Here is a 26,325-nt window from a genome sequence, read left to right on the forward strand (position 1 = left end):
AAATTGCCCTTGCGGCGCACAATAACAAGATCTGAAGGCAAGCGCAGTGGCGCTGCCGGGAGTGCTGCGTGAACATCTTTGACGAACCGAAGATCGATTGCCATAACCATTTGTTTGACCCCGCCCGTTTCCCTTACCACCCCGACGCACCCTATGCCCCCTCCGGCCAGGAAGTCGCCACCCAGGAACAGTTCACCCGGGTGATGGACACCTATGGCGTGCAACATGCCTTGCTGGTGGGCCCCAACAGCGGCTACCACACCGACAACCGCTGCCTGCTGCATGCCTTGGCCACCGGGCAAGGGCGGTTCAAGGGCGTGGCGGTGGTCGAGGTGGATATCCAGCTCGATGCGCTGGCTGCGCTGCAGGCGCAAGGGGTGGTCGGTGTCGCCTTCAATCCCGCGCTGTACGGGGTAGCCAGCCTCAAGGACGTTGACGGCCTGTTGGGCAAGCTTGCCGAGCTCGACCTGTTCGCCCAGGTGCAGGTGTGCGAAGACCAACTGCTTGAACTGCGTAGCCTGCTTCAGGGCTCGCGTGCACGCTTGCTGATCGACCATTGCGGCCGGCCGGACGTGGCGGCTGGCGTGCAGCAGCCGGGCTTCCAGGCGCTACTGCAACTGGCTGACAGTGGCCGCGCCAGCGTCAAGCTGTCTGGCATGCAGAAGTTCGCGGCGGCCGATGCGTTGCTGGAGCAAAGCCGTGCCTACGTGCACGCCTTGCTCGAAGCCTTCGGCGCGGATGCCTGCGTGTGGGGCTCGGATTGGCCGTTCATTCGCCAGCGCTCGCGGGTGGACTACGGCCCGTTGCTGAAACTGGCCGAGCGCCTGATGCCGGATGCCCGGCTGCGCCAGGCAGTGATGTGGGACACCCCACGACGTCTGTTCGGGTTCGCCTAGAACCCCGTTTTGCCATTCCAATAACAAGAGAGCAACCGTCATGAACACTGAACAGAACGCCAGCCTCGGGGTGTTTGACACCCCGGCACGCGCGCAGCAACGCACCCGCACCCGCTTCATGATCCTGGCGCTGATATCGGGCGGCACCATGATCAACTACCTCGACCGCAGCGTGATGGGCATTGCCGCGCCCAGCATCAGTGCCGACCTGGGCCTGAACGCGGCGATGATGGGGGTGATTTTTTCTGCCTTCTCGTGGACCTACGCTGCCGCGCAGATCCCCGGTGGCATCCTCATCGACCGGTTGGGCACCAAGCTCACCTACTGGCTGGCACTGACGTTGTGGTCGCTGTTCACCGGCCTGCAAGGGCTGGCTCAGGGCTTTCTGTCGTTGCTGGGCATGCGCTTTCTGGTGGGCATGACCGAAGCACCGTGTTTCCCTACCAACAGCCGGGTAGTGGCTACCTGGTTCCCGCAGAGTGAGCGGGCCAGGGCGACCGGTATCTACACCTTTGCCGAATACACCGGGCTGGCGTTCCTGACGCCGCTGTTGTTCTGGGTGCTGCATGCCTATGGCTGGCGCTTTCTGCTGCTGGCCGTGGGCCTGATGGGCATCCTCTATGGCCTGGTGTGGTGGCGCAAGTACCACGAGCCGCACGAGTCGACCACCGCCAACCAGGCCGAACTCGACTACATCGCCGCCGGTGGCGGGGTGGTCGATGGCGGGCAGAAAGCCACCCAGTTCCGTTGGTCGCAGATCCCGGCGCTGCTCAAGCACCGCAACATGCTGGGCATCTGCCTGGGGCAGTTCGCCTGCAACTCTACCAACGTGTTCTTCCTCACATGGTTCCCCACCTACCTGGTGACCGAGCGGCATATGCCCTGGCTCAAGGTCGGCTGGGTGGCGGTGCTGCCGTTCATTGCCGCTTCGCTGGGCACACTGGTCGGCGGCTGGCTGTCTGACGCCTTGCTGCGCCGTGGCTATTCGCTGAACGTGGCGCGCAAGCTGCCGGTAATTGCCGGGCTGCTTACTGCTTCGGTGATCGTGCTGGCCAACTACGTCGAGTCCGACGCGCTGGTCATCACCATCCTGTGCATCGCCTATTTCGCCCAGGGCATGTCGGCGCTGGCCTGGATGATCGTGTCCGATATCGCCCCCAAAGGTTTGCTGGGCCTCAGTGGTGGCCTGTTCAACCTGTTTGCCAACGCGGCGGGCATCGTTACCCCCCTTACCATCGGTATCATCGTTTCGATGACTGGCTCGTTCGTCTGGGCCCTGGCGTTCGTGTCGTCGATCACCGTGCTGGGGGCGCTGTGCTACCTGTTCATGGTCAGCGACCTGCGTCGCTTGCCGGAAATTCCTTCTGTCGAAAATGGAGCTAAACAATGAGCCAGTACCTGCAAGGCCAGACCGCAATCGTGACCGGTGGCATGCGTGGCATCGGCCTGGCAATCGCCCAGCGCCTGCATACGGCCGGCGCCCAAGTGGTGATCTGGGACCTCGCTGTCGACGGCTGGGACAGCGTGGAAAACGGCTTTGAACCGGTGCTGCGCCAGGCGGTCGATGTGTCGTCGCTGGCCTCGGTCGAGGCGGCTTTTGCCGAGACGCTGGCGCGCTTGGGCCAAATACAGATACTGGTCAACAATGCCGGCATCAACGGCCCGGTGGTGGCGTCGTGGGATTACCCGCCAGAGGCCTGGGACAAAGTCATCGCCATCGACCTGAACGGTGTGTTCTATTGCTGCCGCACCGCCATCCCGCACATGCGTGAACGTGGCTACGGGCGCATCGTCAATATCGCCTCCATGGCCGGCAAGGATGGCGTGCAGTACATCTCGGCGTATTCGGCCGCCAAGGCCGGGGTCATCGCCTTCACCAAGGCGGCGGCCAAGGAGCTGGCGCAGGACGGTGTGCTGCTCAACTGCGTGGCACCGGCCATGGTCGAGACGCCGCTGATGGCCGAGATGACAGCGGAACACATTGCCGCGAGCAAGGCCAAGATCCCCATGGGGCGCTTCCTCAAGGCCGAGGAGATCGCCAATATGGTCAGCTGGATTGCCGGGCCCGAGTGCAGCTTTACCACCGGCTTTGTCTTCGACCTCAGTGGTGGGAGGGCGACCTATTGACTGGCCTGGGCGTGGCGCACCTGACGGCGCTGCAACTGGCGCCGGCGAGGCTGGTACGCGAGGCCCGCCGCGCCGGGTTCAGTGCGGTGGGGCTGCGCCTGCACCCGGTGATGGCGGGTGCACTGGCCTACCCGGTTGCGGCCGGTAGCCAGGCAATGCGAGAGCTGCGGGCGGTGCTGGATGGGGAAGGCGTGCGGGTGACGGACATCGAGTTCGTCTCGCTGACGGCGCAAACCCGGGTGGCTGATTACCAGGCGCTGTTAGCTGCAGGTGCCGAGCTGGGCGCGTTGAGCCTGACAGTGTCCGGCGACGATGAGGATGAGGATGTTGCGCGGCTGACCGGCAACTTTGCAGCGCTGTGTGAAATGGCGCGTGGCCATGGCCTGCGTGTGGACCTGGAGTTCATGCGCTGGCGGCCGGTGGGCACTTTGCAACAGGCTTGCGCGGTGGTGACGGGGGCGGGGCAGGCCAACAGTGGCGTGCTGGTCGATGCCTTGCACCTGTTCCGCTCCGGTGGCCAGGTGGCCGACATCGGCGCAGTCGACCCGCATTTGCTGCGTGCGGTGCAACTGTGTGATGCACCGATGCTGGCGCCTGCAGAAGCGCTGATTATCCCGGAAGCGCGCGAGGGCCGCTTGCTGCCGGGCGAAGGGCAGCTGCCGCTGGCAGCGTTGCTGGCGGCGTTGCCGGAGGACGTGGACATCAGTGTGGAGGTGCCGTGCGCCGGCTTGCCCGCCGAGCAGCGGCTGCAAGCGGCGGCACAGGTAACCCACGCCTGGCTGCACGGCAGGCGACCTGTGTCACCCGCTGTGCAGGTTGCCGGTCACGCCTGATCCGGGACCACGGCGATCACGTCGATCTCCATCAGCCACTCGGCCTGAGCCAATCCGGCGACCACCAGCCCGGTGGAGATCGGGAACACGCCCTTCAGCCACTTGCCCACTTCCTTGTACACCGGCTCGCGGAAGCGTGGGTCGGTGATATAGGTGGTGGTCTTGACGATGTGCGACAGGTCGGAGCCCGCTTCTTCAAGCAGTTGCTTGACGTTCTTCATCGCCTGTTCGGTCTGCGCCTGGGGGTTACCCAGGCCCACCAGCTTGCCTTCGAAGTCGGTGCCGACCTGGCCGCGCACATAGATGGTATTACCGGCCCGCACGGCCTGGCACAGGTCGTTGTCCAGGGTCTGGTTGGGGTAGGTTTCCTTGGTGTTGAACATGCGGATGCGAGTATGGGTAGGCATCAGTGGGCTCCGAGGGTGCTGACGTTGCTGATCGTGTTGGTTTGCTGTTCATCCGCCTCGCGCTGTTCGCGGTCGCGGTAGGCCAGGTAGGTGCGTTGCGTGGCAATGTGGCCGGCGACGTGCTTGGCGTCGTGCCACACGCCCCAGATGAACGACGAACCACGGCGCGACAACCACGGCAGGCCCAGGAAGTACACGCCAGGCTCGCGGGCTACGCCGCGCTGGTGCTGGGGCTTGCCGTTGGCGTCGAAGGTGTCCACCTGCAGCCAGCTGAAGTCCACGCCGTAACCGGTGGCCCAGATGATGCTGGTGACGCCGGCCTTGGCCAGGTCCAGCTCGCGCAGCGGGTTGCTCATGCAGGCCGGGTCTGGCAGGCGTGTGCGGGCCTCGGGTTCTTTCGGCAAGTCCAGGCCGTTGCTTTCGATGTAGGCGTCGGCGGCATCCAGCAGGGCCAGGTAGTTTTCATCGCCGCGGTTGATGTTCTCCACCAGGTTGTCCTGGAAACGCGCCACGCCGTTCTCGAACGACTGGGTAAGGCCGACCAGGGTCATGCCTTGATGGGCGAGGGCACGGAAGTCCACGGTGTGGCCGCCACGGGCGCCGCTGACGGCGATGGTGACGTGCTCGCGACCGGGCTTGGCGATTTCTGCATCCCACTCACCCAGCACACCCAGCCACCAGCAGAAATCGCGGTTGCGGTAGGCCCGTGGCGGGCGGTCGTGGGCACCGACCGACAGGTACACCTGGCGGCCTGCGCGCATCAGTTCTTCGGCAATCTGCACGCCGGAGGAGCCTGCGCCCACCACCAGCACTGCGCCCTCAGGCAACTGCCCAGGGTTGAAGTAGGCGGCGGAGTGGATCTGGTGCAGGTTGCTGTCTTTCGGGGCGATGGCCGGGATCACCGGCTTCTGGAACGGGCCGGTGGCAGCGACCACACGGTTGGCGCGGATCACCCCTTCATTGGTTTCGATGGTGAAGCCAGGGCGGTCGCTGTTGCGCACCACGCGCTTCACTTCGATGCCGGTGCGTACTGGCAGGTTGTACTTGCGTACGTACTGCTCGAAGTAGTCGGCCACTTGGTCCTTGCCCGCGAAGGCGTCGGCGTCGAGGTTGAATTCCAGGCCTGGGAAGCGGTCGTGCCAGACCGGGCCGTTGGCCACCAGCGAGTCCCAGCGGCCGGTGCGCCAGGCCTCGGCGATGCGGTTGCGCTCCAGCACCAGGTGCGGCACTCCAAGCTTGTTCAGGTGTTCGCTCATGGCCACGCCGGCCTGGCCGGCGCCGACGACGAGCGTGTCGATTTCGAGGTTGTTCAGTGTCATGTCCGAGCCCTTGTTCAGGCGGTTTTTGTAAGGTCGGTTTGGAGGACCGCCGTTGCCTGGAGCCAGACTAGGGATGCTGCACAAATGGCGAAAATAGTATTTAGCTGGTGCTTGCCGATAAAACGGCGAAGGCCGTGGATTTTGTGGTGTGTAGTGTGTGTTGGCCCAGTGCATGTCTTGGTTAATGGGGTGGTGCAGAGATCGAGCGCCGCCCGCGCGGCGCTTCGCAGCACAAGGCTGCTCCTACATTTGTTTCAGGCCAATGATGCCTGCACCAACGCGCGCGACCGCCTTGTTTACTCGACACGACATTGAGGTGAACACCAAAGGGCCGCGCGCCTCGACCTCAGGATTAATTGGCCCGAAACAAATGTAGGAGCAGCCTTGTGCTGCGAAGCGCCGCGCGGGCGGCGCGCGATCTGGGCCACAGCAAAGTTTTTTCCTGCCTAACCCCTCGGAAAATGTTGGTTTCGTGGGCTAGAAGGTTGCGCCCAGAATGCCCTGCATCGCACAGGACAACAGGAGCATTACCATGACCTTCTCCATCATTGGGCGCTGCCAGGAAACCGGCCAGGTCGGCATCGCCATCAGTTCGTCGAGCATCGCCGTGGGCGCCCGTTGCCCTTGGGTACGTGCGGGTGTTGGCGCTGTTTCCACCCAGAACATCACCTTGCCGGCACTGGGCCCGCAGATTCTCGATGCCCTGGAGCAGGGCCAGTTGCCGCCTGCGGCTGCGCTGGACCGCGTACTGAGCGCCAATGGCTGGAGCGAGTACCGCCAGGTCACAGTGATCGACAGCCAAGGCCAGGTGGCACTGTTCACCGGTCGCGAGGCATTGGGCACGCACAATGCCGTGGCCGGTGAGCAATGCGCGGCGGCGGGTAACCTGTTGTCCTCGACCCGGGTGATCGAAGCGATGGTCCTGGCCTTTGAAGAGGCCAGTGGGCACCTGGCGGACCGCTTGCTGGCTGCCATGCATGCGGCGATGGCCGCAGGTGGCGAGGCCGGGCCGGTGCACTCGGCAGCGTTGAAGATCGCTGGCGAGCTAACCTGGCCATTGGTGGACCTGCGCGTGGACTGGGCCGATACCGACCCGATCGGTGTGCTTGATGGCCTGTGGCAGGCGTACCGCCCGCAGATGCAGGATTACGTTACCCGCGCGCTGAACCCGACGGCCGCGCCCAGCTACGGGGTGCCGGGCGATGAGTGATTTTGCCAGCCGCGCGCTGCTGGCCCGGCTGGTCGGCTTTGCCACGGTCAGCCGGGACTCCAACCTTGAGCTGATCGGCTTTATCCGTGATTACCTGGCCGAGCAGGGGGTGGAAAGCGAACTGTTCCACAACCCGGAGCGCACCAAAGCCAACCTGTTCGCCACCATCGGCCCCCAGAGCGTTGGCGGCGTGGTGCTGTCGGGGCACACCGATGTGGTGCCGGTGGACGGCCAGGCCTGGACCGTCGAGCCGTTTGCCCTGAGCGAACGTAACGGGCGCCTGTATGGCCGCGGCACGGCTGACATGAAAGGCTTCATCGCCTCGGTGCTGGCAGCCGTGCCCGCGTTCCTTGCCCAGCCGTTGCACACGCCGGTGCACCTGGCATTCTCCTATGACGAGGAAGTGGGTTGCCTGGGTGTCCGCTCGATGCTGGCCGCGCTCGAACAGCGCCCGCACAAGCCACGCCTGTGCCTGATTGGCGAACCTACCGGGCTCAAACCGGTGCTGGGGCACAAGGGCAAACTGGCGATGCGCTGCCAGGTGCAGGGTGCGGCCTGCCATTCGGCGTATGCGCCGTACGGGGTGAATGCCATCGAGTATGCGGCGAAGCTGATCGGCAAGTTGGGTGACATCGGTGACGCGCTGGCATTGCCGGCGCATCACGACGCGCGCTTCGACCCACCGTTCTCCACGGTGCAGACCGGGGTGATCAAAGGGGGTAGGGCGCTGAATATCGTGCCGGCAGAGTGTGAGTTCGATTTCGAAGTGCGCGCGCTGCCAGGGTTCGAAGCGCAGGCAGTGGCCGACCAGTTGCAGACCTATGCAGAGGCCGAGCTGCTGCCCCGCATGCGCAAGGTCGATGCCGCCAGTGACATTCGCCTGCAACCGTTGAGTGCGTACCCTGGGCTTGCGACATCGGCAGACAGCGAGGCGGCGCGGCTGGTGGCGCTGCTCAGTGGCACGGATGAATTCGGTACGGTGGCGTTTGGCACCGAAGGCGGGTTGTTCGACCAGGCCGGGATCCCGACCGTGGTATGCGGGCCTGGCAGCATGGACCAGGGGCACAAGCCGGATGAATTCGTCAGTGTCGAGCAGTTACGGGGGTGTGATGCCATGCTGCTGAGGTTGGTGGATTACCTGCGGCAGGCTCACGTCTGACAGGGTAAAGAACGTATGCAGGAGCGACCTTGTGTCGCTCCTGCAGGGATCGGTGTCTGCTTCAGGTTAGAAGCTGGCCTTGACCTGCAGGCCAACCACCAACGCGTTGTCGATCTTCTTCCCCGAGAACGCCCCCGGCTCGATGATGTACTGCACATCCGGGCGCAGGTTCAACCATGGCGTCGCCTGGTAGCCATAGCTCAGTTCGATCAACTGCTCGGCGCTGTCGATGTCGGGGAACTGCTGGCCAGCGTTGAAGGCAGCGTCTTCCAGCACATCACGGCTACGCGGGTTGGGCACGGCACGGCCGTAACCCAGCGCCACCGTATCTTTCGGGCGGCCTTCGAACGGCTTGTACAGCACCACGCCGGCGCCATACCACTTGGTGAACGGCGAGGCGGCCTTGCTGGATGCCGAGTACTGGCCGAAGGCATGCAGGCTGCGGCCTGGCGAGCTTTGGTCGTTCCATACGGCCTGGTCGATCAGCAGGTAGTGGCCGCCACGGCCGGATACTTCGTCATCGCTGCCGATGCGTTTCACGTCGGAGCTGTCGTAGTAGTAGCCCAGCTTGTACTCGCCGGGCAGTTCACCCTGCAGCTTGTACACCAGCTCCACTGGTACCACGGTGCCGGTGGTGTGCTTGGGGCCCAGGTGCCAGGCGCGGCTGGAGTTGCCATTGCTTTCGGGGTCGACGTTGAACGCCGCCACGCGCAATTGCCAGGCAGGCGACAGGTCGTACTTCACCCGCACGCCCAGGTGAGCGTTGGGGTAGTTGGTCCAGCCGCTGCCACCGGACATGTTCAGCGGGTGGCCGCAGAAGCCGGCGTTCATGAAGTTGCACAGGATGCCGCTGTCCAGGCCGCCCAGGTCGTTACCCATGGCCATGTAGCCCAGCTTGACGTTGAGCGCCGGGGTGAACAGGGTGCGCTCGTAGCTCAGCTCGGTCAGGCGGGTGTACAGGCCACCGAAGTTTTCCTGGATCGGCAGGCGGTTGCCCACCAGGTCTTCCGAGGCACTGTTACCACGGCGGTCGTTGATGGTCAGCTGGACCTTGCCGCCGTTGTCCAGGCCATACAGTTTCGACAGGTCGAACTGCACGCCCAGCTTCAGGTTCTGCGAATAGCGCGCCGAGCGGTGCAGGCCGCCGTGGGCGTTGTAGGCGGTTTCGCCGCTGTAGTCGCCGGTGAACTTCACGCCGTCGTCTTCAAGCTGGTGGCGCAGGCCGCCCCAGTCGCCGGTCAGGGTACTGCGGGTCATCAGGTCGCCGTCGGCCAGGGCGGTGGTGCTGGCCAAGGCCAGCAGCAGGGTAGGGGTAATGCGAATTGCGGATGGCATTGCTGTGTCTCGGGTTGTTATTCAGGGCCATTCACGGATGAACCCGCGCCCGCATGGCCAGTGCTGACCTTGTGGGAGCGGGTTCACCCGCGAGGGGGGCGACGCGCTCTTACGGCAAGGCGTAAGAAATCACGTAGTCGCCGCGGTCAGTCGACTGGCGGGCGCCGCCAGCAGTGATGACCACGTACTGCTTGCCGGTCTTCGGCGAAACATAGGTCATCGGGCCGCCCTGGCTGCCCACTGGCAGGCGAGCCTTCCAGATTTCGTTACCGTTGCTGCTGTCGTAGGCGCGCAGGTAGAAGTCCTGGGTGCCGGCGATGAACACCAGGCCGCCTTGGGTCGACAGGGTGCCGCCCAGGGTTGGCAGGCCGATCTTGATCGGCAGGTGCATGCGGATACCGAGCGGCCCGGTGTCTTCAACGGTGCCCACCGGTACTTGCCAGGCCACCTGGCGGGTCTTCATGTCGATGGCGGTGAGGGTGCCGAACGGTGGTGCCTGGCACGGGATGCCGGCTACCGACAGGAAGCGGTTCTTGTTCACCGCATACGGGGTGCCCTTGAGCGGTACTGCGCCCATGCCGGTGTTCAGCGCTTCGCCACCGGAAGATGCACCACCTTTGTTCTGCGACGGAATCATCTGGATCCACAGGCCCAGGCGCATGTCGTTGACGAAGATGAAGCCATGAACCGGGTCGGTGGAAATGCTGCCCCAGTTCATGCCGCCCAGCGAACCCGGGAAGCTCAGCGACAGGTCGGTGCCCGGCGCGGTGTACAGGCCGTCGTAGCGCATTTTCTTGAAGTCGATGCGGCACAGCAGCTGGTCATACGGGGTGGCGCCCCACATGTCCGACTCGGTCAGGGTTTGCGCGCCGATTTGCGGCATGCCCACCGATTTCGGCTGGGTTGGGGAGTACGGCTCGTTCGGGATGTTGCTTGGCTTGACCGGTACTTCGTCGACCTGGGTCAGCGGCTTGCCGGTGGCGCGGTCGAGCACGTAAATCTGCCCGGCCTTGGTGCCGATCACCACCGCAGGAACCGACTGGCCGTCGTCCTTGGTAAAGTCGATCAGGCTCGGCTGCATCGGCAGGTCGAAGTCCCACAGGTCGTTGTGCACGGTCTGGAACACCCACTTCTGGTTGCCGGTGGTGGCGTCCAGGGCCAGCACCGAAGCGCCGTAGGTGTGGTCCAGCTTGCTGCGCTCTACACCGTAGATGTCGGTGGACGACGAACCCATCGGCAGGAACACGGTGTTCATTGCCGGGTCGTAGGACATCGGTGCCCAGCTGTTCGGGGTGCTGCGCACGTAGGTGCTGTCGCCCTGCGGTGCCTGGCGGTCTTCCGGGTTGCCTGGGTCGAAGGCCCAGCGCATTTCACCGGTGATCACGTCGAAACCACGGATCACGCCGCCTGGCATGTCGGTCTGGACGTTGTCGGCAACACGGCCGCCGACCACCACGGTGGTACCGGCCATCAGCGGTGCGGAGGAGAGCTGGTAATAGGAGTCCGGCACATTGCCCAGGCCGGTCATCAGGTTGACCTGGCCGTTGTTGCCGAAGCCCTGGCAGAACTCGCCATTGTCGGCGTCGACGGCAATCAGGCGGCCATCGATGGTGTTGGTCAGCAGACGACGCTGGCAGTTGGCACCGGCCGGCACGCTACCGCCGGCGACCGGCGAGCTGTTCGGCTGGGTCGGCTGGGCGATGGCAGCAGTGGCGTCGAAATAGGCCATGCCACGGCAACGCTGCCAGACCTTGGACTGGGCGTTGATTTCGTTTTTCCACAGCTCTTTGCCGGTATCGGCATCGAGGGCGATCAGGTTGTTGTGCGGGGTGCAGATGAACACCTTGTTGCCGATCTGCAACGGGGTCAGCTGGTCCTCGGCACCATTGCCGTCGCTGATGGCCACGTCACCGGTGTGATAGGTCCAGGCTACTTTCAGCTTGTTGACGTTGTCGCGGTTGATCTGGTCCAGCGCGGCGAAGCGGCTGCCACCTTCGGTGTTGCCGTAGTGGGCCCAGTCCTTCTGCTCTTTGCCAGCCTCGACCGGGGTCATGCCCGGGCCTTTGCCGGTAGGGGCGACGCTTGGGTGGGCGACGAACATGTTGCCGGCGGCGATCACCAGTGCAACGGCCATCACCCCGGCAACACCGTAGGCACCACGGCCGGCACTGGCACCGTTGGCACGGGCCAGCAGCGGGTAGACCAGCGCCACGACCATGCCGATCGCAGCAAACATGAACAGGCGCGAGAACAGTGGCCAGAACACCAGGCCGGTGTCGATCAGCGCCCAGATCGCGGTACCGACCAGGAACGCTGCGTACAGCCAGGCACCGGCCTTCTTGCGGCGGGCGATGAGGACACCGGCGATGGCCATGGCCAGGCCGCCGATCAGGAAGTACAAGGAACCGCCCAGGCCGGCCAGCTTGATGCCGCCAGCAGCCAGGAGGAGGCCGAGCAGGGCGATGATCACGCCCAGGCCGATCAGGATGATGTTTGTGGCGCCAGAAGCGCGCGGTGTTTCGTTCATGCCAGGGATCTCAGCAGGTGGAATGCGCGCAGTCTAAGCCCTTAGCTTGCTAATTAACAAGTTGGTACATAATTTTATGAGGCTGATTGTCGCAGGGCTGATCGTGCGATGGTGTGGCTAAAAGTGTAGATCAGGCGCTGAAAAATGCATTAAACGGGGTGTTCATGCGCGTTATGTAATATGCATTCATACTTTGGTCGAGTACAAAAGTGGCCAGGTATCACGCTGGCCACGGGGTGGAGCTGGTGTAGAACACTGCCAGCCAGATGGTGGCTGTGCCGGGGGCGGTCCACTCCACGCGGTGGCGGGAGTGGGGCGGGATGTCCAGGCAATCGCCCGGCGCCAGCAAGCGGGTGTGGTGCTCGTGCTCGAAACGCAGGCCAGCAGCACCGCTGAGCAGCACGATCCACTCGCCTTCGGCCTGGTCGTACCAGAAACCGGGCGGGCTGGCCTGGCCGCTGGAGACAATACGTTCCACACGCACGCCAGGGCGGCTGAGCAGCTCGTCGACACGTTCGGCACTGGTGGGGTCGCAGGGAGGCAGGGCAGTCAGCAGGTTATTCGGTGTCATGGAAAGCCTCGCTTTGAAGGTGTGTTGCCACTATGGACGCAAATACCCTGCAGCGCGCTTCTTGACCCGCCCGGCTGTTTGTAAGACCTTTCCGAGATTTGGATGACGGGCAGCAAATGGACAAACTCCAGGCGATGAAGATGTTCGTGGCCACTGTCGATGCCCAAGGCTTTTCTGCCGCTGCGCGCAGGCTTGGGCTGGCGACTTCGTCGGTAACGCGCCTGGTTGATGCGCTGGAAACGGCGCTGGGCACCACGTTGCTCAACCGCTCGACTCGTCAGGTCAGCCTGACCGAAGCCGGCGCCCGTTACTATGAGCGTGCGCGGGGCATTTTCGAGGCGCTGGATGAGGCCGATGCCAGTGTTGCCGACCGTGGCGAGGAGCCTGTCGGCGTGTTGCGCCTGTGCCTGCCGGTGGAGTTCGGCAGGCGGGTCATCGCCCCGCATCTGGGGCCGTTTCTGGCACGGCACCCGGCGCTGGAGCTGGACATCGACCTCAGCGACCGCCTGGATGACCTGCTGGACGGGCGCTATGACCTGTCGATTCGCCTGGGCGACCCGTCGGCCAATGACGAATTGGTGTGTCGCCAGCTCGGCCGCTTCGAACGTTGGCTGGTGGCCAGCCCGGCTTACCTGGCCGGGCGAGATACGCTGCAGCACCCCCGGCAGTTGCTGGAGCACGCCTGCCTGCGTTTTCGCTACGGGCAGAAAGCGCGCCCCTGGCGCCTGGAGCTTGGCCAGGAAAGCCTGGAGTTGAACGTAAGCGGGCCGCTGCGCAGTGCCAATGCCGACATGTTGCGCGAAGCCGCACTGGCGGGCAGTGGCATCGCGCTGCTGGCCGACTGGCTGGTGCGCGAGGATGTGCTGGCCGGGCGCCTGCTGCGGGTGTTCCCAGGTTGGCGAGCCAGCCCTGGCACGGCCAATGACAGCATCAACGCCCTGTACCTGCCCAACCACCGTGGTTCGCGGCGGGTGAATGCGTTTATCGATTTTTGCGAAGGTTTGTTAGACCGGCACGGCTAGCGTTGCGCTGTGCGCAAAGGCGCGTTGCGCCAGGGTTGGATTCCCGGCATTGACGCGCCTGGTTAAGGTAGCCGGCATATTCCATCCCTTGTCGAGGAACCTCGCATGAATCCCTCCCTTGCCGCCGCGCAACCTGCAGCAACCGGCCTGAGCCGGGCACTGGTCGTGCTGCTGGCGTTCTGCTGCGGCGCGATCGTGGCCAACATCTACTACGCCCAGCCCATCGTCGGTTTGATCGCCCCGGACCTTGGGTTGTCCACCGAGCATGCCAGCCTGATCGTTTCACTCACCCAGCTGGGTTATGCCCTGGGCCTGCTGTTGCTGGTGCCGCTGGCTGACCTGCTGGAGAACCGCCGCTTGATGGTCGCCACCGCAGTGCTGGCGTGTGTCAGCCTGCTGCTGGCAGGGACCAGCAGCAGCGGCCAGGGTCAGTTGTTCCTGGGCTATGCGCTATTGATCGGGTTCAGTTCGGTGGCGGTGCAGATGCTCATTCCGCTCGCGGCGCACCTGGCGCCGGAGCAGCAGCGTGGCCGGGTGGTGGGTAACATCATGGGCGGGTTGCTGCTGGGGATCCTGCTGGCGCGGCCGTTGTCCAGCCTGGTGGCCGACCACTTCGGCTGGCGCGCGGTGTTCATTGGCGCTGCCGGGGTGATGCTGGCGATCATCCTGCTACTGGCGCTGACCCTGCCGCAGCGGCGGCCTGAACACAAGGCCAGCTATGCCGGGTTGATGCTGTCGTTGCTCACACTGTTGCGCCGCTATCCGCTGCTGCGCCAGCGCTCGTTGTACCAGGCACTGATGTTCGCAGCGTTCAGCCTTTACTGGACGGCGGTGCCCATGGCGCTGGCGGGTGAGCACGGCCTGTCGCAAAGCCAGATTGCCGTGTTCGCCCTGGTGGGCGCGGTGGGCGCCGTTGCCGCGCCCTTGGCTGGCCGCCTGGCAGATGCCGGGCACGCACGGGCCGGCTCGCTGCTGGCGCTACTGCTGGCCCCGGCGGCCTTGTTGCTGGGCTTGACGGCGCCGGGCTACAGCGTGATCGGCCTGGGCCTGACCGGCGTGCTGCTGGACTTTGCAGTGCAGATGAACATGGTCATTGGCCAGCGCGAAGTGTATGCACTGGACCCGGCCAGCCGCGGGCGGCTGAACGCGGTGTACATGACCAGCATCTTCCTGGGTGGGGCGCTGGGGTCGGCAGTGGCCAGTACGCTGTTCAGCCTGTTCGGCTGGCAAGGTGTGGCGCTGGTGGGGGCAGGGCTGCCTGGCCTGGCATTGATCGCTTTTATGGCCAAAGCTTCCCGATCCTGACCGGTATGCGCTCCTTGTATGTTGTGCCTAGCCTGATGAGAGAGGTTATTCTCGTCAGGCTATAGAAGCACTTCCGGGGAGGCCGATCGCTCCTGAAGGCAGGGTTTGCCCCTGACCTACAAGGAAATGGCAAGCCTGAGCGATTGAGCCATTGCCGCAAAATTGCCATGGGTGATATCCGCACCGGTGAGCAGACCATCCTCGATCACCTGATCTAGTCGCTGAACCGCGCCAAGGAGGCACTGGTTTCAAGCCATGCAAAGTACGTGTAGGAGCAGCCTTGTGCTGCGAAGAGGCCATAGCTGGCGAAGATGATCTTTTGCCTTGCCGGCCTCTTCGCAGCACAAGGCTGCTCCTACAAGGGCATGGCACGCCTGAGCGATTGGGCCATTGCCGGCAAAATTGCCATGGGTGATATCCGCACCGGTGAACCATTTGATACGGCCAAGCTTTTCAGCTCTGAGTACCTTAGAAAAGCTTGACCGCCAACAGAGTATCTACAAAGACCGTGCATATCTGTCCAGGTGCTATCGGCCAAGCGGCAGCGCCACGCCAATAAAGGCAAACAGGCTGCCGCAGCAGCGATTGAAACCTTTGCCACCCTTGGCCAGCCACGGCCGTATGCGAAACGCCAGGCGGGCCAGCACATACTCGACCAGAAACTCCACACTGGCAAAGGTCGCCGCCATCACCACGAACTGCAGCATCAGCCCGCGTTGCGGGTCGATGAATTGCGGCAGGAAGGCACCATAGAACAGCAGTACTTTGGGGTTGGCGATGGCCGACAACAAGCCTTGGCGGAACAAACCCGCATTGCCGAGCCGTGCACTGCGCTCGGTCAATTCCAGATGCAGGCCCGGGCTGCGCCACAGCTGGATACCCAGCCAGACCAGGTAAGCGCCGCCTACCCACTTGAGCACGCTCAACACCGAAGCCGAGGTTTGCAGCAACGCGCTGAGGCCAAACATGGCCAGGGCGATAAGCGCGCTGAAGCCAAACACGCCGCCCACAATGGTGAACAACGTACGGCGGCCGCCATACAGGGCGCCGTGGGTCAGGGCCAGCAGGCTGTTGGGGCCTGGTGTCAGCGACAGGCCGATGCTGGCGAGCAGGTAGATGAGCCAGGTGTCGAATGCCATGGTGCAACGCCTTGTTGATTTCAAGGGTGCCAGTCTAGGGCGCAGTGCCCAGTCAGCAAGGGTATGATCTGGACATTGAATAGTCGTTTCTGGACACAATGCCATGTTGCCTGATATCCGCCTGCTGATCTTGCCGTTACCGGATTTCGCCCTGCTGCCATTCGGCGGCTTTCTCGACAAATTGCGTTTCAGCGCCGACGACGAAGACTACAGCCAGCAGCGCTATTGCAGCTGGATTGTGGCCGGGCTCACGCTCGACCCGGTACCGTCGAGCAGCGGTGCAGTGGTGCAGGTCGAGGCGGTGGCCGGCCAGCTGGAACTGGCCAGTTTCGACTACCTGGTGGTGTTCGGCGGCCGCAATGCCATGGCTACAGCTGCGTTGGCGCCGCGCTACCAAACCTTGCTCAGGCAGGCCGGCAAAGCCGGGGTCGAGCTGGTGGGGGTCGACAATGGCGCCTTCCTGTTGGCCGCGTGCGGGTTGTTACGGGGGCACAAGGTGGTCGTGCACTGGCGTCACGAAGCCGAGTTTCGCGCCGCGTTCCCACAGTTGCAGGTGCTGCGCGATCAACTGTATTGCATCGACGCAAACCGTATCACCTGTGCTGGCGGCACGGCGGCCATCGACCTGGCGGTGGCGCTGTTGTCACAAGCCTGTGGGCGGAGCCGGGCGCTCAAAGGGCTCGCCGACATGCTGGTGGACGAAACCCGCGACAGCCGCCATGCCTTGCGCTCGCTGGAACTGGGCGCCGGCCAGGGGCGCCAGGTGCAGCGGGCACAGGCCCTGATGCGTCACCACCTGGGCACCCCGCTGGCGGTCGAGCAACTGGCCGCTGAACTGGGCATCAGCCGGCGCCAGCTGGACCGGCAGTTCCACGCCAGCCACGGCATGAGCGCCAAGGCCTGGTGGCTGGAGATGCGCTTGCAGCAGGCGCGCTGGCGCTTGCTCAACTCAAGCCACAGCCTGGCGCAGATTGCCGATGAGGTGGGGCTGGGCGATGCCAGCTACCTGGGTAAATGTGTGCGGCGGCGGTTTGGTTGTTCAGCCCTTGAGTTGCGGGCAGGCAACCCCCCAACCTGAAGCCGCTGCAAAGTTACTGCGGCGTCCCGAATAACCCCGTCCAGTAAATCCCTGCGTCACTCTTCGGGTCCACGGCATAGGCGGCACCCAGCTCACGGAAATCCGGGTTCATCAACGTGGCGCAATGCCCCGGGCTCTCCAGCCAGCCATCAACCACCTTGTGTGCGGTGTCACGCCCGGCGGCGATGTTTTCACCGACTTGCTGGTACAGGTAGCCAGCCAGCTCCGCCCGGTCGCCGGGGGTGCGGCCATCCTTGTCGATGTGGTCGAAGAAGTTCTGGTTGGCCATGGCCCGCGTGTGGTTGGCGGCGGCCCCGGCCAGTACCGTGCTCCAGCTCAGTGCGGGGGCTGCGGCGTACGGCTGGCCGCCGCATTGGCGCGGCACCTTGCGGGCAGCGTTGATCTCTTGCAGTACCTTCTGCCCCTCGGCCTGCCAGTCGCCCAGGCGGCCGCTGAGCAGCGGCCGGGCCAGCACGATGCGCCAGTCGCGGCCCTCCTGGCTGACGCCGATATCGACGAACTGCGGGTCTAGCACCACTTGGCAGAAGCTTTCTTCGATGGCATGCATGGCCGCGCGCGCATCGCGTGGCCCCGACAGGCTGATGGCCTGCACGTTGACCATAGGGTAGGCAGCGCGGGTCATGGCCTGCTGCAGGTCACGGGTGCCCTCTGGCGACAGTGCCAGGCGGGTGTCGCTGTTGAGCGGCGGCAGCTCCAGCGACGCTTCGCCACCGCAGGGCTGGGCCTTGCTGCGGTAGACATTGATCGAATCGATCAGTTGCGCCTCTTCGCCGGTGACAGCCAGTGCCCCGGTCGAGACGACCAGGCCCAGCGACAAGGCGGCAACGGATGACAGGACGCGCATGTGGATCTCCCTATGACTGGCAGCGTCGTGGTATGCGCTGCTCATCCTACACAAGCCGGGGGCTTTTGGCCCTAGCGGGTGCAAAGCAATGAAAACGCCGGCAATCGTTGCTGGCGGCAAAAGAGGGAGTAGACCACTGGTCGCTGGAAAAGTGCGATGAGTTGCTAATCATTCGTATCGAGCCAGGGCTTTCAGCCGTTTTGGCATCAACGGGCCACCGCCGGGTTCGGCTTGTAGAACAGGAAGTGCGTGGTCTGCGCAGTCTTGCGGTAGGCCTTGGCCCAGTCGGGGTGGACCGTACGGTCGTGGAAGTACAGCGCACCGCCGGTGGGGTCTTTCAACTGCTGGTTGAGCGCCTTGCGTGCGATCTCCTTGGCCACATCGTAGCGTTGCGCTTCCTCGACCTGGTCCGGGCGCCCGTCGCACCACCAGGAAAACTGGCAGGCCTTGGTCTCGACGCCCTGCTTGACCACGCCGCAGATGGTGTCGGGGAAACCATCATGCTCCAGGCGGTTGAGCACCACGCTGGCCACCGCCGCCATGTCTTCGGCATCGGCACCCTTGGCTTCCCAGTAGAGGGTGCGGGCCAGGCAGGTGATGCTGTCGTCCAGTGGCGCCTGGCCGGCCGGGTCGACTGCCTGCGTTTCGCTTGAGGTCAGTTTTTCTGTTTTCTTTGGCGGCGGGGCATCGTTGACCACCTTTTTTTCCAGTACTTCGGCCTTGTCTTCGGCCACTGCGGCCTTGGCCGTGTCGGCTGCGTGCAAGGGGCCTGCGAGCAGGGCCGAGGTCAAGCCGATCACTATCCAGACAGGGCGCATGGCGAGGCATCCGAGTGGGGGCTGATTGCCAGTCTAGCCAAGCGTAAGCATTAGTACCAAAGGCAGGGTGGCGGCGGCCGCGACGGTCTGCAGGGCAATGATGGTGGCCATCAGCGGGGCGTTGCCACCCATTTGCCTGGCCATTACATAGGAGGACGAAGCAGTGGGCAGGGCCTGGAACAGCACCGCCACCACGGCTGCCTGGCCACTCAGGCCCAGCACGCGGCACAGGCCCCATGTGGTCAGGGGCATGACCAGGAACTTGAACGCCGACGCCGCCATCAGTGGGCGCACCTGCTGGCCCAGGCTGGCCCCACCCAGCGCTGCGCCCACACATAGCAGGCCCATTGGCAGGGCGGCCTGGCCCAGCGCCTTGACCGTGGGTTCGATGCCCGGCGGTAAGCCCAGCCCCGTTACCCGCAGCAGCAGGCCGCCGGCACAGCCGACGATCAACGGGTTGGCGAAGATTGCCCGCAGCACCGTGGCCGGTGAGCTGTGGCGGGCGGTGAAACGCGCGAACACCAGCACGCAGAGCAGGTTGACCAAGGGAACGATGGCGGCATTGGCCACTGCTGCAAGGGCAATCCCGGCGCTGCCGTAGAGGCCGGCGGCCAGGGTAGCGCCGATGTAGTTGTTGAAGCGGATACCGCCCTGGAAGACCGAGGTGAAGTCCGCGCCGTCGTGGTTGATTGCGCCCTGGTACAGCACCAGCAGCACGGCGCCGGCCAGGGTGGAGAGCATCAGCACGCCGACCATGCCCATCACCGGTACGCCATCGAGGTTGGCCGTGGCCAGGCCGTGCAAGAACAGCGAAGGTAGCAGTACGTAGTAGCTCAGGCGCTCGGCGCCGGGCCAGAAACTCTCGGCCAGAAAGCCGCGCAGGCGCAGGAAAGTACCCAGGGTAATCAGCAGGATGATCGGTAGCAGGGTGGTCAGCAGCAAGTGAAGCATGGTCGACGTTCCGTGGTCGGGTACGCGCAAAGACTACTGCTGAGGACTGATCTGTAAAAACGTTGTTTTCTGCACTGACTGTTGAGAAAAAATGCATGGTTTAGGCATTAGGCGGTCTCTGTGGGAGCGGGCGCGCCCGCTCCCACAGAGATCCCGCCAGGACAGTCAGTAATTGCAACTACGCCTCAAGCGCAGTCTTCAACACCGCGCTCAAATGCCGCCGTTGGCTTTTCTCATGCTCCAGCAACACCACACGGCGGGTCAGTTGCGGTTCGCCAAACGGCAGGCAGGTGGCCGGCGGCAGGCGTTTCAGGTCGTCGTCTGCCATGGGGATGATCGCCACACCCAGGCCCATGACGGCCATGCTTGCCAACGCTTCCTGGCTGTCCAGTTCCATCTGTTCGCTCACTTGCAAATGCTGGCGGCGCAGTTCCTGCTCGATCTGCCGCCCGGCCCAGGCACGCTTGTCGAAGCGCAGGAACGGTTGACTGGCGAGCAGCTCCGGTACGCTGTACCCGGGCAGTTCGGGGCTGGCGATGGCCCAGAAGCGGTCCTCGAACAGCGGTGTGAAATCCAGGCTTTGTGGGTATGGGCTGACCGGCTCAGTGGTGATTGCCGCGTCCAGCTCACCGTCCTCCACGCGGCGTGCCAGCTCCGCCGACATGCCCGAGGCCACGCTGATGTGCAACTGTGGGTGGTTGGCCTTGATCCATACCAGCGCCTTGGGCAAGCGCCGCGCCAGCACGGTATGGATCGCCCCCAGGCGCAGGCGGCCGCGCAGGCTCGGGCCGCTGGCCACAGCGTCGGCCAGTTCGTCGTAGGCAGCCAGGATGCTCTCCGCGCGGGCCACCGCCAACTGGCCTGCTTCGGTCAGCACCACATGCCTGCGGCTGCGGTCGAACAGGGGTGCCTGCAACTCGTCTTCAAGGGTCTTGATGTGCAGGCTCACCGCCGAAGGGGTGAGGCTGAGCAGATCGGCGGCGCGGGCAAAGGTGCCGTGGCGGGCGATGGTTACCAGGGTACGCAAGGCTTTGAGAGACATGCGGGCAGGTCCAGGGTTGAACGGTCAGTGCTGCATTGTCAGGCCCGGTCCTTTCGCAGCACAAGGCTGCTCAGCGCACATTACGCCCATACGCCTGGCTGATCCGGTCGATCACCATGGCCAGGGCGACGATCGCCAGCCCGGCCTCCACACCCTGGCCGACATTCAAGGTCTGGATCCCCGCCAGCACATCCTCACCCAACCCGCGGGCACCGATCATCGATGCCACCACCACCATCGACAAGGCCATCATTACCGACTGGTTGAGCCCGGCCATGATGCTTGGCAGCGCCAGCGGCAGGGCAATGCGCCGCAGCCGCTGCCAGCGGGTTGCCCCCAGGCCGTGTGCGGCCTGCAGCAACGAAGGGTCGATCTGGCTCAGGCCCAGTTCGGTCAACCGCACCAGTGGCGGCAGGGCGTAGATCAGCGTGGCGAACACGGCGGGGACCTTGCCCAGGCCGAACAGCATCAGCACCGGGATCAGGTAAACGAAGGCCGGCAGCGTCTGCATCACATCCAGTACCGGTAACAGCAGCCGCCTCGCCAGTGGCCGGGAAGCCAGTAGTATGCCCAGCGGCACGCCCACCAGCACGCACAGGCCGGTACTCACCAGCACCAAGGCCAAGGTTTGCAGCAGCTTGTCCCACAGCCCGAGCATCCCGATCAAGGCCAGCAGCGCTACCAGCACCGCGCTGCGCAGCAGGCTGCGGCTGGCGTGCCAGGCAAGCAGGCCAACCAGTAGCAACAGCAACCACCAGGGCAGCAGGCGCAGCAGGTTCTCCAGGCCGACCAGTAGTTGCAGCAGCTGGTCAGAGACCGCGCGCAAGTGATCGCCGTAATTCAGCACCAGCCAGTCGACCAGCCTGTTTACGCTGTCAGCGAAAGAAAACTGCAGGGCTTGGGGAAAGCCGTTGCTCACAGGCTGCCCTCGACCTTGGTGGCAACCTCGGCAGGCAGCCAGGCTTTCCACACCTCTGGGTTGTCACGCAGGAAGGTGAGGGCGGCCTCGCGCGGTGGCGTGCGCTTTTCGCTCATGACGGCCAGCGCCTTGTTGAGCCGATCGATCGGCAGGTCGACCTGCTCGAACACCGCGACGAGGTCCGGGTAGCCATCACGGAAGGCCTTCGATACACCAATCGACAGCTTCGCGGGGAGTGAGCGGCTGCCCTTTGGGCTGGGGTTTCCGGCATCGGTCAGCGTGGCCCACGCCTCGGCATCGAACACTGGCTCTTGCAGGCGGATGAGTTTGTATCGCCCCATCAACGGTGTCGGGTTCCAGTAATAGAACAGCACCGGCTGGCCACGGCGGATGGCCGAGCCGATTTCCGCATCCATCGCTGCACCGGAGCCACTGCGGAAGTTGGTATACAGCTCATCCAGGCCATACGCCTTGAGTTTCTGACTGTTGACCGTTTCCGATGTCCAGCCGCTGGGGCTGTTCAGAAAACGGCCCTTGTCGGGTGACTCGGGGTCGCGAAATACCTGCGGGTAGCGCTTGAGGTCGTCGACGCTGCGCAGTTCGGGCGCCAAAGGCTTCAACTTGCGAGCAGCGTCGCCTTCGATCACGTACGCGGGTACCCACCAGCCTTCTTCTGCATGCTTGACCGTGTCGCCCAGTGCGAATACCTGGCCTGCCTGCTCGGCCTTGACCCAGGCAGGGCTGCGTCCGGCCCACTCTTCGGCGATCACCTGGAGGTCGTTGCGGGCCAGGGCCACTTCCATACTGACGGTGCTGCCGGGGAGGGTATCGGTGGTGTAGCCATACCCGCGCTCCACGATCAGCCGCAGGATTTCGGTGGTGAGGGCACCGCTTTCCCAGCCGATGGCACCGAAATGGATCGGTGGGCGTTGCTCTGCCGATACAGCGTTGTGGGTGTTGGCCAGGCCTACGGCTAGCATCAGGCCGGCCAGCAGCGTTGAAAACTTGTTCATCCAGACCTCGTCGTTTGCCGCGCCTTGGGGGTGGGGGCAAGTGTAGACGACGAGGTGTTGGCGGGGCTCAGGGCCGCGCGGGGCGGCCCCGGTTGCCTCAGACGCGGAACTGGTCCATCAGCGCCTGCTGCTGGTTGGCCAGGCTGTTCAGGGACTGGCTGACTCGCGCCGACTCGTTGGCCTGCCCCGACAGCGATTCGGTGACATCGCGGATGGTTGCCACGTTGCTGTTGATCTCTTCGGCCACCGCGCTTTGCTCTTCGGCGGCCGAGGCGATCTGCAGGTTCATGTCGGTGATCACCGTCACCGCCTGGCCGATACGCTGCAACGCAGTCACGGCCTGGCCAACCTGTTCGACACCGCCCTGGGCCTGACGGTGGCTGTTGTCCATGGCACCGACCACTTCGCGGGTGCCGTCCTGCAAGGCCTCGATCACCTGGCGGGTTTCTTCTACCGACTCCTGGGTGCGTCGGGCCAGGTTGCGCACTTCATCGGCAACCACGGCAAAGCCACGGCCGGCTTCACCCGCGCGGGCTGCCTCGATGGCGGCGTTCAGCGCCAACAGGTTGGTCTGTTCGGCAATCGAGCGGATCACTTCCAGCACCGAACCGATCTTTTCGCTGTTCTGCGCCAGGCCTTCGACTTCGGCCATGGCGTTGCTCATGTCGGCGGCCAGGGCATCGATGCTTTGGGTGGTGCGGTCGATGACTGCCAGGCCTTCGCGGGTGGCCTGGTCGGCATCACGGGCGGCCTGGGCGGCCTGCGAAGCACTGCGCGCCACGTCCTGGGCCGTAGCGCTCATTTCGTGCGAGGCCGTGGCCACCTGGTCGACCTGGCGGTATTGCTGCTCCATGCCGGCGCTGGTTTGCGTGGCAATTGCCGAGGACTGGTCGGCGGTGCCTCGTGCAGCCTGCACCGAGCGTTTGACCTCGGCGATGGTCGGCTGCAACTTGTCGAGGAAGCGGTTGAACCAGCCGGCCAGCTCGCCCAGCTCGTCCTGCTTCTGGTAGGTCAGGCGGCGGGTCAGGTCGCCTTCGCCGCTGGCAATGTCCTTGAGCATGGCGGCCACGCCGAGGATCGGCCGGGTAACGCCGCGGGCCATCAGCCACACCATCAGCAGGCCGGCAATGGCTGCCGCCAGGCCCAGGCCCAGCTCCAGCAGGGTACCACTGGTGTTCAGCGCGTCCAGTTCCTGCTTTAGTGTTTCGGCAGGCCCGGTCAGGGCATTTTCCGGCACATCCAGCAGCACGCCCCAGGGTTGCGCGTCGGGGATCGGCCGGAACGCGGCCAGCACCTTCAGACGCTGCTGGTCGTGCAGGATGGTCATCTTGCCATCGGCCAGCTTGCGTACCAGTTCGGCGCCCTTGGCCGAGTCCACCTGGTCGAAGCGCTGGGCCAGCTTGCTGGCATCGGCGCTGTAGCCGGCCAGCAGGCCGACCGGGCTGAGGATACCGACCGTGGTGCGGCCCTCGTACAGGCTGCGGCTGGCCTCTTGGCTCAGGGCCTGCAGGCTGTTGAGGTTAATATCGATGGACAGGGTGGCAATAATCTTGCCGTTGACCGCCAGCGGGAAGACGATGCTGGTCATCAGCACCTGCTGGCCATCGATGTCATAGAAGTAGGGCTCTACCACGCACACCTTGCCGGTCGTACGCGGGCACACCCACCAGGTGTTGGCCGGCTGGCCGCTGGGGCCTATCTCGGTGTTGGCCATGTCGTGTTCAGGCAGCGCCATGGCGGTCAGCTGGCCGGCGCGCGGCTGCGACCAGTACAGGGCAAAGCGCCCGGTTTCGTTGCTGCCCAACTCTGCCTTGCCGGCGAACAGGCTGTCCTTGGCGTCCAGCGCGTTGGGCTCGAACACCAGCGACAGGCCGAGCAGGTCGGGGTTGGCCTGCAGGGCGGTGCGCACCTGGCGGGTCATGTCTTCACGCAGGTCAAACGCGTCGAGGTAGCGCTTTTCTGCCTGTTCGCGCAGGAATAGCACCTGGCGGGCGAAGCCGGCGCCGTACTGGTAAGCATCCATGAACTGGCGACGGATGTTCAGCGCTTGCACTTCACCCTGCGACTCGATGCGTGATTGCGCCGCCTCGGTCAGCATCTGCATGCTGCTGGCCTTGACCAGGTCCGAGCTATGGTCCATCCGGTACAACGACAGGCCGACGAGCAAGGTGACGATGCCAGCCAGGCAAAGGCCGGCGAGCAGGGTGATCTTCCACTGGATGGAAAGTTGGCGCAAAGGCATGGGGGCGGATCCCTTTTTTGGGCACTAAGGGTTATGGCTTTGGGGCTGGGTTGGGCGGGGAGCCCAACAGCTTATCGGCCCAGTCAATTTTTTCTTTATTCAAACATTCAATTTAAATCCGGCCTTCTGTGAAATCCGCCGCAACATGGCGCTTTTGACATCTGCCGCGCACTGCTTCAGAGTGCGCGCTTTTTTCTGTCGTAATGAGGTAAGCCAACCATGAATGCAGTGATCGCCGCGGTCGGCATCATGCTGATACTCAGCCTGTCCCGCGTGCACGTGGTCATCGCCCTGATCATTGGTGCCCTGGTCGGTGGGCTGGTGGGCGGCCTGGGCATCGAAGGCACGCTCAAGGCGTTCAACGGTGGCCTGGGCGGTGGCGCCACGGTTGCCTTGTCCTATGCGCTGCTGGGCGCTTTTGCGGTGGCCATTGCCAAGTCCGGCCTGGCCCATGCCTTGGCTGACCGTGCACTGGCCATGATCGATCGCCAGGGCCACGCCAATGGCGGCAAGGTCAAATGGCTGATGATCGGCCTGATGCTGGTGGTGGCGGTGTCGTCGCAGAACATCCTGCCCATCCACATTGCCTTCATTCCGCTTCTGGTCCCGCCGTTGCTGTATGTATTGACCCGCCTGCGCATCGACCGCCGGCTGATCGCCTGCGTGATCACCTTCGGCCTGATCACCCCGTACATGTTCCTGCCGGTGGGCTTCGGCAACATTTTCCTCAACGAAATCCTGCTGGCCAACGTTGCCCGTGCCGGTGTCGAAGTGAGCGGTGTCAACGTCACCCACGCCATGGCCATACCGGCTGCGGGCATGTTGGTCGGCTTGCTGCTGGCAGTGTTCATCAGCTACCGCAAGAAGCGTGACTACGACCTGGCGCGCATCGAGCAGGTGGAGCAGGTGAGCGTGCAGTACAACCCGCTGACGCTGCTGGTGGCGGGGCTGGCAATTGCCGCAGCGTTCATCGTCCAGTTGTTGCTGGACTCGATGATCATCGGTGCCATGGTCGGTTTCCTGATTTTCTCGCTGTCAGGCATCGTCAAGTGGAAGGACACCGACGGCCTGTTCACCGAGGGCATGAAGATGATGGCGATGATCGGCTTCATCATGATTGCCGCCTCGGGCTTTGCCGACGTGATGAAGGCGACCGGTGAGGTGAAGAGCCTGGTGGAAACCTCGGCCCAGTGGATCGAGCACAGCAAGGGCATCGGTGCCTTGCTGATGCTGCTGGTGGGTTTGCTGGTGACCATGGGCATCGGCTCGTCGTTCTCCACCGTGCCGATCCTGGCCGCGATCTTTGTGCCACTGTGCGTGCAGCTGGGCTTCGACCCGCTGGCCACCGTTTGCATCGTCGGTACTGCCGGTGCCTTGGGTGACGCAGGCTCGCCGGCCTCGGACTCAACCCTGGGGCCGACCTCGGGCCTGAACGTGGATGGCCAGCACCACCATATCTGGGACACCGTGGTACCGACCTTCATCCACTACAACCTGCCATTGCTGGCGTTTGGGTGGGTGGCGGCGATGACGCTGTAAGGGGCGAG

The 26,325-nt window shown here is 64.1% G+C and carries 24 protein-coding genes; 11 read left to right on the top strand and 13 right to left on the bottom strand.

The genetic code is table 11. The annotated features are described in order from the left end of the window. The first annotated feature begins 68 nt into the window (after positions 1–68). From MRBLPB4O_RS12290 to MRBLPB4O_RS12305, 4 genes are read left to right on the top strand one after another with little or no spacing between them, the layout of a single operon-like run. Entirely contained in the window at positions 69–896 is an 828-nt protein-coding gene (locus tag MRBLPB4O_RS12290; RefSeq protein WP_341798648.1) for an amidohydrolase family protein, read from the top strand. A 40-nt stretch (positions 897–936) separates the two neighbouring features. Next, entirely contained in the window at positions 937–2,286 is a 1,350-nt protein-coding gene (locus MRBLPB4O_RS12295) for an MFS transporter (RefSeq protein ID WP_049275925.1), read from the top strand. Continuing rightward, on the top strand, positions 2,283–3,023 hold the full coding sequence (locus MRBLPB4O_RS12300) for an SDR family NAD(P)-dependent oxidoreductase (protein ID WP_341798649.1): 741 nt from the start codon (positions 2,283–2,285) through the stop codon (positions 3,021–3,023). The genes MRBLPB4O_RS12295 and MRBLPB4O_RS12300 overlap by 4 nt, the downstream gene beginning before the upstream one ends. Next, a complete protein-coding gene (locus tag MRBLPB4O_RS12305) occupies positions 3,020–3,856 on the top strand; it encodes a TIM barrel protein (RefSeq protein ID WP_341798650.1) in 837 nt (278 codons plus the stop codon). The genes MRBLPB4O_RS12300 and MRBLPB4O_RS12305 overlap by 4 nt, the downstream gene beginning before the upstream one ends. Here the strand turns inward: MRBLPB4O_RS12305 and MRBLPB4O_RS12310 are convergent. After that, positions 3,847–4,263: a RidA family protein gene (locus tag MRBLPB4O_RS12310; RefSeq protein ID WP_341798651.1), complete on the bottom strand. Its 417-nt coding sequence runs from the start codon at positions 4,261–4,263 to the stop codon at positions 3,847–3,849. The genes MRBLPB4O_RS12305 and MRBLPB4O_RS12310 overlap by 10 nt on opposite strands. Beyond that, positions 4,263–5,582, bottom strand: coding sequence for an NAD(P)/FAD-dependent oxidoreductase (locus MRBLPB4O_RS12315; RefSeq protein WP_341798652.1), 1,320 nt, complete (start codon positions 5,580–5,582; stop codon positions 4,263–4,265). Before MRBLPB4O_RS12315 ends, MRBLPB4O_RS12310 begins: the two co-directional genes overlap by 1 nt. Positions 5,583–6,114: 532 nt before the next feature. Here MRBLPB4O_RS12315 and MRBLPB4O_RS12320 point away from each other — a divergent pair. Both MRBLPB4O_RS12320 and argE read left to right on the top strand, forming a co-directional pair. Then, positions 6,115–6,792: a DUF1028 domain-containing protein gene (locus MRBLPB4O_RS12320; RefSeq protein ID WP_341798653.1), complete on the top strand. Its 678-nt coding sequence runs from the start codon at positions 6,115–6,117 to the stop codon at positions 6,790–6,792. Then, positions 6,785–7,951, top strand: a complete 1,167-nt coding sequence (gene argE / locus MRBLPB4O_RS12325) for an acetylornithine deacetylase (RefSeq protein WP_341798654.1) — start codon at positions 6,785–6,787, stop codon at positions 7,949–7,951. Before MRBLPB4O_RS12320 ends, argE begins: the two co-directional genes overlap by 8 nt. 66 nt (positions 7,952–8,017) lie before the next feature. Here the strand turns inward: argE and MRBLPB4O_RS12330 are convergent, their stop codons facing one another. The 3 genes from MRBLPB4O_RS12330 to MRBLPB4O_RS12340 all read right to left on the bottom strand — a co-directional run bounded on the left by MRBLPB4O_RS12330 (position 8,018) and on the right by MRBLPB4O_RS12340 (position 12,384). Continuing rightward, positions 8,018–9,286, bottom strand: a complete 1,269-nt coding sequence (locus MRBLPB4O_RS12330; RefSeq protein ID WP_016499341.1) for a carbohydrate porin — start codon at positions 9,284–9,286, stop codon at positions 8,018–8,020. Between the two features lie 109 nt (positions 9,287–9,395). Then, entirely contained in the window at positions 9,396–11,813 is a 2,418-nt protein-coding gene (locus tag MRBLPB4O_RS12335; protein ID WP_341798655.1) for a glucose/quinate/shikimate family membrane-bound PQQ-dependent dehydrogenase, read from the bottom strand. A gap of 220 nt (positions 11,814–12,033) precedes the next feature. Continuing rightward, positions 12,034–12,384, bottom strand: a complete 351-nt coding sequence (locus MRBLPB4O_RS12340) for a hypothetical protein (protein WP_016499343.1) — start codon at positions 12,382–12,384, stop codon at positions 12,034–12,036. A 116-nt stretch (positions 12,385–12,500) separates the two neighbouring features. Between MRBLPB4O_RS12340 and MRBLPB4O_RS12345 the strand changes: the two genes are divergently transcribed. The 3 genes from MRBLPB4O_RS12345 (at position 12,501) to MRBLPB4O_RS12355 (ending at position 15,193) form a co-directional block, all read left to right on the top strand. Then, complete coding sequence (locus tag MRBLPB4O_RS12345) at positions 12,501–13,406, top strand: LysR family transcriptional regulator (RefSeq protein ID WP_341798656.1); 906 nt, start codon at positions 12,501–12,503, stop codon at positions 13,404–13,406. A 105-nt stretch (positions 13,407–13,511) separates the two neighbouring features. Then, positions 13,512–14,711, top strand: a complete 1,200-nt coding sequence (locus tag MRBLPB4O_RS12350; protein WP_341798657.1) for an MFS transporter — start codon at positions 13,512–13,514, stop codon at positions 14,709–14,711. Positions 14,712–15,022: 311 nt separating this feature from the next. Continuing rightward, the gene (locus tag MRBLPB4O_RS12355) at positions 15,023–15,193 is read left to right on the top strand and encodes a hypothetical protein (protein WP_341798658.1); all 171 of its coding nucleotides are present in this window, start codon (positions 15,023–15,025) and stop codon (positions 15,191–15,193) included. Between the two features lie 45 nt (positions 15,194–15,238). On the opposite strand, the gene MRBLPB4O_RS12360 is transcribed toward MRBLPB4O_RS12355, so the two are convergent. Then, positions 15,239–15,850: a LysE family transporter gene (locus tag MRBLPB4O_RS12360; RefSeq protein ID WP_341798659.1), complete on the bottom strand. Its 612-nt coding sequence runs from the start codon at positions 15,848–15,850 to the stop codon at positions 15,239–15,241. Between the two features lie 103 nt (positions 15,851–15,953). Here MRBLPB4O_RS12360 and MRBLPB4O_RS12365 point away from each other — a divergent pair, with 103 nt between their 5' ends. After that, a complete protein-coding gene (locus tag MRBLPB4O_RS12365) occupies positions 15,954–16,928 on the top strand; it encodes a helix-turn-helix domain-containing protein (RefSeq protein WP_341798660.1) in 975 nt (324 codons plus the stop codon). Positions 16,929–16,941: 13 nt separating this feature from the next. Here MRBLPB4O_RS12365 and MRBLPB4O_RS12370 read toward each other — a convergent pair whose 3' ends face one another. The 7 genes from MRBLPB4O_RS12370 to MRBLPB4O_RS12400 form a co-directional block, all read right to left on the bottom strand. Continuing rightward, positions 16,942–17,793 (bottom strand): CAP domain-containing protein, encoded by an 852-nt coding sequence (locus MRBLPB4O_RS12370; RefSeq protein ID WP_016499348.1) that lies wholly within the window; start codon positions 17,791–17,793, stop codon positions 16,942–16,944. 206 nt (positions 17,794–17,999) lie between these two features. Continuing rightward, positions 18,000–18,611, bottom strand: coding sequence for a cell wall hydrolase (locus tag MRBLPB4O_RS12375; protein ID WP_341798661.1), 612 nt, complete (start codon positions 18,609–18,611; stop codon positions 18,000–18,002). A 33-nt stretch (positions 18,612–18,644) separates the two neighbouring features. Then, positions 18,645–19,562, bottom strand: coding sequence for an AEC family transporter (locus tag MRBLPB4O_RS12380; RefSeq protein ID WP_341798662.1), 918 nt, complete (start codon positions 19,560–19,562; stop codon positions 18,645–18,647). Positions 19,563–19,740: 178 nt separating this feature from the next. Beyond that, the gene (locus MRBLPB4O_RS12385) at positions 19,741–20,604 is read right to left on the bottom strand and encodes a LysR family transcriptional regulator (protein ID WP_341798663.1); all 864 of its coding nucleotides are present in this window, start codon (positions 20,602–20,604) and stop codon (positions 19,741–19,743) included. A 70-nt stretch (positions 20,605–20,674) separates the two neighbouring features. Then, positions 20,675–21,523 carry an ABC transporter permease subunit gene (locus tag MRBLPB4O_RS12390; RefSeq protein ID WP_341798664.1) on the bottom strand — a complete coding sequence of 283 codons (849 nt, stop codon included), beginning with the start codon at positions 21,521–21,523 and terminating at the stop codon, positions 20,675–20,677. Then, positions 21,520–22,536, bottom strand: coding sequence for an ABC transporter substrate-binding protein (locus tag MRBLPB4O_RS12395; RefSeq protein ID WP_341798665.1), 1,017 nt, complete (start codon positions 22,534–22,536; stop codon positions 21,520–21,522). Before MRBLPB4O_RS12395 ends, MRBLPB4O_RS12390 begins: the two co-directional genes overlap by 4 nt. Before the next feature lie 97 nt (positions 22,537–22,633). Next, positions 22,634–24,778, bottom strand: a complete 2,145-nt coding sequence (locus MRBLPB4O_RS12400; protein ID WP_341798666.1) for a methyl-accepting chemotaxis protein — start codon at positions 24,776–24,778, stop codon at positions 22,634–22,636. A 219-nt stretch (positions 24,779–24,997) separates the two neighbouring features. On the opposite strand from MRBLPB4O_RS12400, the gene MRBLPB4O_RS12405 reads away from it, so the two are divergent. Continuing rightward, positions 24,998–26,317, top strand: a complete 1,320-nt coding sequence (locus MRBLPB4O_RS12405) for a Na+/H+ antiporter NhaC family protein (protein WP_341798667.1) — start codon at positions 24,998–25,000, stop codon at positions 26,315–26,317. Positions 26,318–26,325 lie beyond the last annotated feature (8 nt).

Source organism: Pseudomonas sp. LPB4.O (genome assembly GCF_038383825.1).
GTDB lineage: Bacteria > Pseudomonadota > Gammaproteobacteria > Pseudomonadales > Pseudomonadaceae > Aquipseudomonas > Aquipseudomonas putida.